General features: G+C 59.5%; 10 protein-coding genes. 2 read left to right on the top strand and 8 right to left on the bottom strand.

The window, feature by feature from the left end; all coding sequences use genetic code 11:
- Nucleotides 1-75: 75 nt before the first annotated feature.
- The 8 genes from PL599_RS09560 to PL599_RS09595 all read right to left on the bottom strand — a co-directional run bounded on the left by PL599_RS09560 (nucleotide 76) and on the right by PL599_RS09595 (nucleotide 8,499).
- Nucleotides 76-978: a LysR family transcriptional regulator gene (locus PL599_RS09560; protein ID WP_077984146.1), complete on the bottom strand. Its 903-nt coding sequence runs from the start codon at nucleotides 976-978 to the stop codon at nucleotides 76-78.
- Nucleotides 979-1,245: 267 nt separating this feature from the next.
- Nucleotides 1,246-1,995 (bottom strand): ABC transporter ATP-binding protein, encoded by a 750-nt coding sequence (locus PL599_RS09565; RefSeq protein WP_077984147.1) that lies wholly within the window; start codon nucleotides 1,993-1,995, stop codon nucleotides 1,246-1,248.
- Nucleotides 1,992-2,828 carry an ABC transporter ATP-binding protein gene (locus tag PL599_RS09570; protein ID WP_003523148.1) on the bottom strand — a complete coding sequence of 279 codons (837 nt, stop codon included), beginning with the start codon at nucleotides 2,826-2,828 and terminating at the stop codon, nucleotides 1,992-1,994. Before PL599_RS09570 ends, PL599_RS09565 begins: the two co-directional genes overlap by 4 nt.
- Complete coding sequence (locus tag PL599_RS09575) at nucleotides 2,825-3,757, bottom strand: ABC transporter permease (protein WP_269824841.1); 933 nt, start codon at nucleotides 3,755-3,757, stop codon at nucleotides 2,825-2,827. The genes PL599_RS09570 and PL599_RS09575 overlap by 4 nt, the downstream gene beginning before the upstream one ends.
- On the bottom strand, nucleotides 3,754-4,821 hold the full coding sequence (locus PL599_RS09580) for an ABC transporter permease (protein ID WP_077984083.1): 1,068 nt from the start codon (nucleotides 4,819-4,821) through the stop codon (nucleotides 3,754-3,756). Before PL599_RS09580 ends, PL599_RS09575 begins: the two co-directional genes overlap by 4 nt.
- A gap of 18 nt (nucleotides 4,822-4,839) precedes the next feature.
- Nucleotides 4,840-6,480: an ABC transporter substrate-binding protein gene (locus PL599_RS09585; RefSeq protein WP_269824840.1), complete on the bottom strand. Its 1,641-nt coding sequence runs from the start codon at nucleotides 6,478-6,480 to the stop codon at nucleotides 4,840-4,842.
- A gap of 50 nt (nucleotides 6,481-6,530) precedes the next feature.
- On the bottom strand, nucleotides 6,531-7,586 hold the full coding sequence (locus tag PL599_RS09590) for a dipeptidase (protein WP_077984085.1): 1,056 nt from the start codon (nucleotides 7,584-7,586) through the stop codon (nucleotides 6,531-6,533).
- A gap of 205 nt (nucleotides 7,587-7,791) precedes the next feature.
- Complete coding sequence (locus tag PL599_RS09595) at nucleotides 7,792-8,499, bottom strand: phosphoribosyltransferase (RefSeq protein WP_269824839.1); 708 nt, start codon at nucleotides 8,497-8,499, stop codon at nucleotides 7,792-7,794.
- Between the two features lie 210 nt (nucleotides 8,500-8,709).
- Here PL599_RS09595 and PL599_RS09600 point away from each other — a divergent pair, with 210 nt between their 5' ends.
- Both PL599_RS09600 and PL599_RS09605 read left to right on the top strand, forming a co-directional pair.
- Nucleotides 8,710-9,882 (top strand): M20 aminoacylase family protein, encoded by a 1,173-nt coding sequence (locus tag PL599_RS09600; protein ID WP_269824838.1) that lies wholly within the window; start codon nucleotides 8,710-8,712, stop codon nucleotides 9,880-9,882.
- 134 nt (nucleotides 9,883-10,016) lie between these two features.
- A complete protein-coding gene (locus tag PL599_RS09605) occupies nucleotides 10,017-10,565 on the top strand; it encodes a Panacea domain-containing protein (protein WP_269824837.1) in 549 nt (182 codons plus the stop codon).
- Nucleotides 10,566-10,671 lie beyond the last annotated feature (106 nt).

Here is a 10,671-nt window from a genome sequence, read left to right on the forward strand (position 1 = left end):
AAATGCGGATGGAAATCAACCTTGGTGGGCAATTCTCCATGCTGGCTAATTCCTCTCCCCGGCGGGGAGAAGAAACTACCCTGCCGTCGCCTCGCGCATGAAGCGCTCAATGAAGTCCGCAAGCTTGGAGGCGGCGAAGGACAATTGCCGGTCCGGCGCAACACAGAGATCGATCTGGGTGTGGATACCTTTCTTGCCGGAGAGCGGAACGGCGACCATCTGTCCGCTGCGGATTTCACGCGCCACCGAAAGCGCCGGCAAAAGCGTGGCGGCGGCGTGGCCCAGCACCAGTTCCTTCAGCATTTCCAAAGAGCTGGTGATGAAGACGGGATCAAGCTCGATGCCGGCATCGGCAAACATCGTGTCGAAGGCCTGACGCGCAGCGAAACTCTTGTCCGGCAGGGCGAGCGGCAGCCCGACCAGCTCTTTGAGCGAAACTTCCGCCTGCCCGGCAAGCGCATGACCGGCGGGAAAGATCGCGTCATAGCTGATACGGGTGCGCGAGCGCACTTTCACACCGGAGACTTTCGGCGCGAACAGGCTGACGACCAGGTCCGCTTCCGCCGCCCCCAGCGCCTCCATTGCCTGGCGGGCGCTGGTAATATGCACCTCGAAGCGCAGCTTCGGATATTTCAGGCTGAACTGCGCCAGCACCGGCGCCAGAAGGTTCGCCACCGTCGCACCATTGGCATAGACCGTGACCCGGCCGCGTTGCAGGCCTTTCAGATCGTCTATCAGTTGGTGCACATGGTCGAGTTCCCGCAGCGTCTTGCCGGCGCGGGCGGCGAGCAGCTCCCCCGCAGCGGTCAGCTTCACGCCACGGCTGGAACGCTCCACCAGAGGCGAGCCGAAATAATATTCGAGGTTCTCTATCTGCCGGCTCACCGCTGTCGGCGCCACATTCAGGTTTTCCGCCGCGGCGCGCATGGAATTGGTGCGGACCAGTTCGTCGAAATACATCAGTGCGCGCAATTGCATGGGGTGGGTACCTTTTTCGGGTGGGTCGGCGTTGGCGGCCAGCATACCACCGCGGCGGGGAGAGAGAATACATCGGCCGGGACGTTGACGGCGCATAAGAAGCGAGAGGTTGCAGGTCGTTTCTTCTCCCCGCCGGGGAGAAGGTGGCGCGTAGCGCCGGATGAGGGGGCGACGGCAGAGAGATGCAGAGAGCTGGCCCCCTCATCTGCCCCTTCGGGGCATTTTCTCCCCGGGCGGGGAGAAGAAAGGGAGGCAACGCCTCGCCAATCAAACGCGCTTGAAACCCTCGCTCGCCACAAGCAGCTGGCGGGTATAATCCGCGCTGAATTCCCGGCTTTCCAGCGCCTCAGCCTCCAGCATTTCCACCACCTTGCCACTTTTCATCACAGCAAGGCGATCGCACATGTGGCTGATGACGCCGAGATCGTGGCTGACCATGACGAAGGTGAGATTGCGGTCCTTGCGGGCCTGTTCCAACAGGTTAAGAATTTCCGCCTGAATGGAGGCGTCGAGCGCCGAAGTCGGCTCGTCCAAAAGCAGGATTTTCGGCTCGACGATCAGCGCACGCGCAATGGCGATGCGCTGGCGCTGGCCGCCGGAAAGCTGGTGCGAATACCGAAAGCGGAAGCCGGAACCGAGCCCCACCTCGTCCAGTGCGCGGGCAATGCGCTGTTCGCGATTGTCGAGACCGTGGATGACCAGCGGTTCGAGCAGCAGCGCATCCACCGTCTGGCGCGGGTGCAGCGAACCATAGGGGTCCTGGAATACCATCTGCACATCGCTATAAAAGCTCTTGTCGCGGTGCTTGCCGGCATAGGAGCGCCCTGCCACCATCAGCGAGCCTTCGTCGAAATGGTTTAGGCCGGCAATGGCGCGCAGCAGGGTCGACTTGCCGGAGCCGGACTCGCCGACGATGCCGAAGGATTCACCCTCGGCCACATCGATGCTGACGCTGTCGAGCGCGATGTAACCGTCGAAATCGACCACCATGTCTCTGATAGAAAGAACCGTGCTCATGCGCGCCACTCCGGCTTACGTTCCAGAACCGGCAGCGGATGCCGGTGACCGCCAATTTCCGGCAGGCAGTTCAGCAGGCCCTGCGTATAGGGATGTTTCGCTTCCTTCAGATTGGCGGAGGACAGTTCTTCCACAACCTTGCCGGCATACATGACGAGAACACGGTCGCAGAACGAAGAGACGAGGCGCAGATCGTGGCTGACGAAAATCAGTCCCATGCCGCGATCCCGCACCAGTTTGTCAAGGATATCGAGCACTTCCAGCTGCACCGTTACGTCCAGCGCCGACGTGGGTTCGTCGGCGATCAGAAGCTCCGGGCCACAGACCAGCATCATGGCGATCATGACACGCTGGCCCATGCCGCCGGAAACCTCGTGCGGGTAAAGATCGAAGACGCGCTCGGGATCGCGTATCTGCACCGCTTCGAGCATGGCAAGCGTGCGCTGGCGCGCCTCGCTGCCGCCGATCTTTTCGTGGGTGCGCAGCGTTTCCATGATCTGGCGACCAATGGTCATGACCGGGTTCAGCGAATATTTCGGGTCTTGCAGGATCATGGCCATGCGCTTGCCGCGCATGATCCTTCGCTCTTTTGCAGAGGCCTTGAGCAGATCGATATCGCCGAAGCGAAGGGCGTCCGCCTCGATACGCGCGTTTTTCGGGGTCAACCCCATGATGGCGCGGCCGGTCTGCGATTTGCCCGAGCCGGATTCGCCGACGATGCCGAGACGCTCGCGGCCGAGCGTGAAGGAAACCCCGCGCACAGCCTCCACCAGCCCGGTGCGGGTGGGGAAGGATACGCGCAGGTTCTCAACGGTCAGAAGCGGCGCGCTCATTGGTTCGCCTCCTTGGGATCCAGCGCATCGCGCAGGCCGTCGCCCAGAAGGTTGAAACCGAGGCTGACGATGAGGATCGCGATACCCGGCATGGCAGCAACCCACCATTGATCGAGAATGAACCGGCGGCCGGCGGCGATCATCGCGCCCCATTCCGGCAACGGCGGCTGGGCACCGAGGCCAAGGAAGCCGAGACCGGCTGCGGTGAGGATGATGCCGGCCATATCCAGTGTCACGCGCACGATCAGCGACGACATGCACAGCGGCATGACATGTTTTAGCACGATACGGAACGGCGACGCGCCCATGAGTTTGACCGCCGCGATGAAATCGGAATTGCGGAAGGTCATGGTTTCGGCGCGCGCGATGCGCGCATAGGGCGGCCATGAGGTGACCGCGATGGCGAGCACCGCATTTTCAATGCCCGGCCCGAGGGCCGCGACCAGCGCCAGCGCCAGAACGAGCTTCGGGAAGGCGAGGAAAATATCGGTGATGCGCATCAGAACCGCATCCACCCATCCCCCGGCATAACCCGAAACGGTGCCGACGATCAGTCCGATAGGAGCGGCGATGATGGCAACCAAGAGCACAACGAACAGGGTCAGCCGCGAACCGTGGATGAGGCGCGAAAGAATATCACGCCCCTGATCATCGGTGCCAAGCAGATAACCGGCCGTGCCGGGTGGCAGAAGCCGGGAATTACGCAGGTCCCCCTGCACCGGGTTATGCGGGGCCAGAACATCGGCAAACAGCGCCACGAATAGCAGCGCGATGATGATGCCGAGCCCGAGCAGCGCCAGCCGGTTTTCTGAAAAGCGCCGCCAGATGACATAGGCGCGCCCAAGCCGCGCCTGCCTGCGCGAGGCCGGCCGGTCAGAGAGCAGCCATTCGCGGCTATAGGGTTTGATCGTATCGGTCGAAAGGGTCATCGGCTGCGCGTCCTTGGATCGAGCGTCCGGTAAAGCAGATCGGAGAAGAGATTGATGCCGACGAAGATGGCGCCGATCACGATCGTGCCGCCGAGAACAGCATTCATATCCGCATTCTGCAGAGAATTGGTGATGTAGAGGCCGAGCCCCGGCCAGGCGAAGATGGTTTCGGTCAGCACCGAACCTTCCAGCAGACCGGCATAGGAGAGCGCAATCACCGTCACCAGCGGAACGGCGGCATTGCGCAGCGCGTGGAACCAGATGATGCGCGTTTCCGAAAGCCCCTTGGCGCGTGCCGCGACGATATATTCCTGGGCAAGCTCGTTCAGCATGAAGGAACGCGTCATGCGGCTTATGTAGGCCAGCGAGAAATAACCGAGCAGAGAGGCCGGCAGGATGATGTGGCGGAAGAGATCCCACAACACGTCCCATTGCCGCTGCCAGATGGCGTCGATCAGGAAGAAGCCCGTGACCGGCGTGAAGGTGAATTCATAGACAATGTCCATTCGCCCGGGATAAGCCACCCATTGCAGCCGGGCGTAAAACACCAACAGCGCCAGAAGGCCAAGCCAGAAGATCGGCACGGAATAACCGATAAGGCCGATGACGCGCACCACCTGATCGGCAAAGCTGCCGCGTTTCACGGCGGCAAGCACGCCAAGCGGAATACCGAAGACGGCGCCGATGATCGTGCCGATGGTGGCAAGCTCTATCGTCGCCGGGAACACCCGCTTGATGTCCTCCATGACAGGATTGGTGGTGAGGACAGAGGTGCCGAAATCACCGGACAACGCCTGCTTCAGATAAAGGAAGAACTGCTGCCAGAGCGGCAGGTTGAGGCCGAGCTGCTCACGCACGCGCTCGACCACATGCGCGGGAGCACGGTCGCCGACGATCGCCAGCGCGGGATCGATCGGCACCACACGGCCAATGAAAAATGTGACCGCCATCAACCCCAGGAAGGTGGTGATGACGGTGACGGCGAAGCCGAGAACGGCTTTCACGCGGGCGTTGGCACGGCGTTTGCCCTGCCTCGCCCGGCTGTTTGCTTCAACGATGCTCAAGAGCCCGATCCTTCCGGATCATTCCTTGGAGATGTTGTAGACATAGTTGGTGTCGAAGCTCGGACCGAGCTTCAGGCCTTTGAGCTTTGCGGAATAACCGGCAACTTCCGTCTGCTGGAAGATGATGACGAAGGGACCCTTCGCCAGGACTTCTTTCTGCAGGTTCTGGTAGATCGCCGCGCGTTTGGCACTGTCCTTCTCCAAAAGCGCCGATTGCGTTTCCTTGGTCAGCTCCGGAACGTCCCATGCATTACGCCAGGCAAGCGTCTTGTTCTTGCCTTCATCCGAATTGTCGTAGTTGATGGTGAAGGTTTCAGCATTCGAGTTCGGGTCGAAATAGTCCGAACCCCACTGACCGATATAGATATCATGCGTGCGGGCGCGGTATTTGGTCAGCGTCTGCTTGCCGTCGCCGGGAATGATTTCGAGCTTGATGCCGGCCTGCGCCAGCGTCTGCTGCACGCTTTCGGCAATGCCCGTCACCGGCTGGGTGTTGCGCACATCCATGGTAACGGTGAAACCATCCTTCAGGCCGGCCTTGGCGAGAAGCTCCTTTGCCTTGGCGACGTCGAGCTTGTAGGGGTTCTCGTCAAGCGCACCCAACTGCCCCTTCGGCAGGAAGGTCTGATGAATTTCGCCGATGCCCTTGATGATCGTCGCGCCGATGGCGTCGTAATCGACCAGATATTTGAAGGCTTCGATGACCTCGGGTTTCTTCAGGTTTTCGTTTTTCTGGTTGAGGCTGAAATAATAGACGGTGCCTTTGGGTGCGGAGGTGACGGCAAGCCCTTCCTTCTTGGAGACGGCTTCCATGTCGCCTGGCTCAAGGTTGCGGGCCACGTCGATATCGCCGTTTTCAAGCGCCAGACGCTGGCCGGAGCTTTCCTTCATATGGCGGTAGACGACACGCTTGAGCTTCGGCTTTTCACCGTAATAATTCGGATTGGCTTCCATGATCACGGCCTCATTGGCCTTCCAGCCGAGGATCTTGTAAGGGCCGGAACCGGCATAACCGGTCTTCAGGTAGTCGTTGCCAAAATCCGTATCATATTTGTAATCGGCGCTCGGGGTTACGGATTTCGCCTTCTCCATGACCAGTTTCTTATCGACCACCGAAGCGACGGTCGCGGTCAGCACGTTCAGCACGAAGCTCGGCGCATAGGGCTTGTCGACCGTCAGAACGAAGGTATTCGCATCTGCAGCTTTCGCCTTCTCGGTGACGTTATCACCGCTGAGGCCGAACTGCGTCAGTAGGAATGCCGGCGACTTGTCGAGCTTCACGGCGCGTTCGAAAGAGAAAGCCACATCATCGGCAGTGACCGGATTGCCGGAGGCGAATTTCAGGTCGGATTTCAGCTTGAACGTATAGGTCAGGCCATCGTCGGATGTCGTCCAGCTTTCGGCCAGATCGCCGACAACCTTGGATGTGTCATTTATATCGATGGAAACCAGCTTGCTGTAGGTATTGCCGGTGACTTCGGCGGCGGAGAGTTCGAAAGCCTCACCCGGATCGAGCGTGATGATGTCGTCGATGGCAAAACCTTCGACCAGCGTATCGGCCGGCGTGGCGGCAAAGGCATGCGGTGCAGACAGCATCATCAGCGACAAGGCGGCACTGGTGCTGAGAATACGCATGGATTTGTTGAGCGATTTGATCATAGGATCTCCCCTTTTGTTATAAGATTGATTTGGTTCGCTTAAAACTGTTCTCAGGCCGCCTCGCGCCAGGCCTCAGACAAAACACGCAGCCAGTTTTCCCGGCATATTTTAGCAAGTTCTCCATCACCGTAGCCCGCCGATTTCAGCGCCGCAACCAGATTGTGGTTGCCGCTGGCATCCGCAATACCAACGGGTACAGTCGCGCCGTCGAAGTCCGATCCAAGCGCGACGCAGTCGATGCCCATACGTTCCACCATGTAATCGATATGGCGCACCATGTCGGAGAGCGGCGTATCGGCAATGTCACGCCCATCGGGCCTGAGCATTGTCACGGCATAGTTGAGGCCGACCAGACCGCCGCTTTCCCTGATAGCGTCCATCTGCCTGTCGGTGAGATTGCGGGCGACGGGAGTGAGCGCATGTGCGTTGGAGTGGCTGGCGATCAAAGGCTGGTTGGTGGTCTTCGCCACATCCCAGAAGCCTTTTTCGGTGATATGCGCGAGATCGATGAGAATGCCGAGCCTGTTACATTCCTTCACCAGCGCGAAACCGGCATCGGTGAGACCGGGCGCGGTATCGGGCGACATGGGATAAGAGAAAGGGACACCGTGGCCGAATATATTGTGCCGGCTCCAGACCGGGCCGAGCGAACGCAGGCCGGCGGCGTAAAAAACCTCCAGCGCGTCGAGATCGGCCCCGATAGCCTCGCAGCCCTCCATATGCAGCACGGCAGCGAAAATATCGTCGGCAAAGGCCTTGCGGATATCAGCCGTGGAGCGACAAAGCCGCCAGGCGCCGGCGCGGTCCAGCCTCAGCGCAATCGCCGCCTTTTCCATGGCGATATCGAGTGAGGGCTGGCGCTCCAGCGGTGAAGCGAGCGGCGTGTTGTAATGGCCGCTGTCGTCCGGTTCCTGAAGAATGAGATCGCCGGAGGGGATATAGATGGCGCAGATGCCGCCGCCAAGACCGCCTGCCCTTGCACGCGGACCGTCTATATGGCCTTCGCGTGTTCCGTTCTTGAATTCGGCCACCGGATCGGCGCCGGCCTTGCTGTTGCGCCACAACCGAAGCAGCACATCATTATGACCGTCGAACACTGCATGCATGGGAAGAAATTCCAGTAACCGGCAAGAACAAAGGGAGCGGGCAGACGCCGGGATGACACCGAGCGAAAGCAAACCGACGCACCATTCGCCGACCGCTATTGTCTGTCGGCGGTAATCTTAGGCCGATCTCACAAAGCTTCGCAAGACACAAATTAGGCAGCGGTGAAATTATCACCACTTGCCTTTTGGCGGAATTTGCGTTTCGTCAGGCGCGCCAGCCGCCTTCCGCTTTGGTGAGCAGCGGCGTTGAAAAAACACCCCTCACCCGCTCCGGCCACTCCGGCCCGAAAGCGGCGATTTTTTCCCGCCAGCGATCCGATTGCAGCATGGCTGCGCCAATGACGGCAGGCCGAATGCCGGAGGCGGCGAGAAGCGAAAGACCCGATATGATGGAACTGCCGCTGGAGATCACGTCATCCACCAGCGCCACGCGCCGGTTCTCGATGAGCGGCAGCATGCGCGGATCGATATAGAGCCGTTTTTCCTGCCTTGTGGTGATGGAGGACATGGGCACCGACAGTTCCTCCAGATACCAGAATTTGCGCGAGGTGCCGAGCGGCACGTAACGGGAATGGCCAAGATGCCTGGCGACAGCGGCGGCAAGCGTCAGCCCCAGCGTCGGCAGGCCGATGACGACATCGGGCTTGAAGGGAAGAAGTTTTGCAGCCAGATCGGCCGCCAGCACCTCCAGCACCTCAAAAGAAGCCTGATTGACGATGAGCGAGGCAAGCGCATGCTCGCCATCCGCCAGCGGCCTTATCGGCAGGCAGATCTGCCGGCCGTCATCCAGCTCCGCCGGAAAGAAGGTGGAATGCGGACCGGCCGTATCGACGGTGGCGGGCGGAAGTATATCCTGCCAGAACTCATGAGGCGCGGCGGGGGATGGGACGACGGGCGATGCGGATGACGGCATCGTTCTTTTCCTTTCAGGAGCGGGGCGGCGAAAAGCGCTCACATTTTTCAGCCACGCCAACCCGGTTCTTCACATCAGGCATTTTAACAACCGCAACATGCTGCGGGTTCATTTCATTGGCTTTTTCAGCTAGAAGGAAACAAAGCAACAGGCATTCGGACGAACCCACCTATGACGCGGGTTTTTCCCATATTCAAGGACAAGCCGCCCATGAGACTGCTGGACCGCATCGGCGAGGACCTGCCATTCCTGACGGAGCTTCGCCACGACCTGCACGCGCACCCGGAACTGGGCTTCGAAGAGGAAAGAACCAGCGCAATCGTCGCCGATCTTCTCGAAAGGGCCGGGTTGAAGGTGCATCGCGGTCTTGGCGGTACCGGCGTGGTCGGCACATTGCAGGTGGGCAACGGCACCCGCAGCATCGGCCTGCGCGCCGACATGGATGCCCTTGCCATGCCGGAAGTTCCCAACCGGCCCTACAAATCGAAATTTCCCGGCAAGATGCACGCCTGCGGGCATGACGGCCACACCGCCATGCTGCTGGGTGCGGCGCGTTACCTCGCAAAGACCCGTGATTTTTCCGGCGCCGTGCATTTCATTTTCCAGCCCGCCGAAGAAGGCCGCGGCGGCGCGAAGAAGATGGTGGAGGACGGGCTTTTCACCCTGTTTCCCTGCGATGCGGTCTATGGCCTGCACAACATGCCGGGGCTGGGCGTTGACGAAATGGCCGTGGTGGAAGGCCCGCAGCTCGCCTCTTCCGATAGCTGGCGCGTCACCTTCAAGGGCATCGGCACCCACGGCGCCAAGCCGCATCTCGGCCGCGACCCGGTAACGGCGGCCGGCGCCTTCCTCGCCTCGCTGCAAACCATCGTCGGCCGCGTCGTCGATCCGCTGCAGCCGGCCGTCGTCAGCGCCTGTTCGGTGCAGGCGGGTGACCCGAAGGCGCTCAACGTCATTCCCGATCTCGTCGAAATCGGCGGCACCGCGCGTGCTTATGCGGCTGATGTGCGCGACCAGCTCGAAGCGGAAATCGGCCGGCTGGCAAAGGGCACGGCGGCAATGTTCGGCATCGAGGCGCATTACGAATTCATCCGCCGTATTCCACCCGTCATCAACGAGGCGGACGCGACGAAACGGGCGCTGCGCGCCGCAAAAACCGTCTTCGGCAACAAGACCCGCACCGCCTTCCCGCCTTCGACCGCCGGCGACGACTTCGCCTTTTTCGCGGGCGAAGCCCCTGGCTGCTACGTCTGGCTCGGCAATGGCCCGGCCGTGGACGGCGCGCTGCACCACAACACTTCCTACGACTTCAACGATGCGGCCATCGTGCCGGGCGTGGCGTTCTGGGCGACGCTGGTGGAGCAGGAACTGGCGGCGGAGTGAGATTTGTTGAAATTCTCTCACGTCTTCTAGACCGTACCATTCGTCACGAATACATTGCTGGAAAGTTCGTGCTTTGGTCACAAATTTCATATAATAATCGGCCTGGCGCATGATCTGCGTTATCAGGTGGAAAAATGATACGTTTTAATTTCGACTGGCAAAAAACAGTTGATGCAATTGAGTTTCTGGCCCAGCAAAAGCCAGGAATGACGCAATATTACATCGGCAAGCTTCTGTTTTTTGCAGATCGCGAACACATCATGGATTATGGACGTCCCATAACTGGGGACAGATACGTAGCGATGGAACACGGTCCCGTTCCATCTGCCGTGCGTAATCTATTGAATGGCGAATATCCAGATGAAGTTGCAGATCGCCTAGAAGAGCGAGTCGTCATTGAAGTAAATGGCAACAAGCAGCATGTGTATCCTAAAGGAACAGAGCCGTCACCTCTACTATCTGGAAGTGATCGTGAATATCTTGCCGATGCAGTCAACAAATACGGCCATCTGTCTTTTGGCGAGCTTAAAGAAATTTCACACGAAGATCCCGCATATATCGAGGCTTGGGAACGGGTCGGCACAGCAGCGAACGAGATGAATGTGGAAATCTGGCTAAACGACCTAGACAATCCAGAAATCGCAAAAAAACACCTGATTGCAACTTCGAGTTGCACAGGTTGAGATATGCAGAAATGGGACGTTTTACGTATATATTGCGATTTTATACCCAATCCCCATGATAAGTTTTGCATATGCATTTGTCCGGCAACGAACCGGTTTTATTTTG

The organism is Agrobacterium sp. ST15.16.055, assembly GCF_027956555.1.
Classification (GTDB): Bacteria; Pseudomonadota; Alphaproteobacteria; order Rhizobiales; family Rhizobiaceae; genus Agrobacterium; species Agrobacterium salinitolerans.

Bases quoted from the DNA above. Each gene is read 5' to 3' on its own strand.
- PL599_RS09590 (WP_077984085.1), bottom strand. From the start codon at position 7,586: ATGCATGCAGTGTTCGACGGTCATAATGATGTGCTGCTTCGGTTGTGG.
- PL599_RS09560 (WP_077984146.1), bottom strand. From the start codon at position 978: ATGCAATTGCGCGCACTGATGTATTTCGACGAACTGGTCCGCACCAAT.
- PL599_RS09585 (WP_269824840.1), bottom strand. From the start codon at position 6,480: ATGATCAAATCGCTCAACAAATCCATGCGTATTCTCAGCACCAGTGCC.
- PL599_RS09595 (WP_269824839.1), bottom strand. From the start codon at position 8,499: ATGCCGTCATCCGCATCGCCCGTCGTCCCATCCCCCGCCGCGCCTCAT.
- PL599_RS09575 (WP_269824841.1), bottom strand. From the start codon at position 3,757: ATGACCCTTTCGACCGATACGATCAAACCCTATAGCCGCGAATGGCTG.
- PL599_RS09600 (WP_269824838.1), top strand. From the start codon at position 8,710: ATGAGACTGCTGGACCGCATCGGCGAGGACCTGCCATTCCTGACGGAG.
- PL599_RS09570 (WP_003523148.1), bottom strand. From the start codon at position 2,828: ATGAGCGCGCCGCTTCTGACCGTTGAGAACCTGCGCGTATCCTTCCCC.
- PL599_RS09565 (WP_077984147.1), bottom strand. From the start codon at position 1,995: ATGAGCACGGTTCTTTCTATCAGAGACATGGTGGTCGATTTCGACGGT.
- PL599_RS09605 (WP_269824837.1), top strand. From the start codon at position 10,017: ATGATACGTTTTAATTTCGACTGGCAAAAAACAGTTGATGCAATTGAG.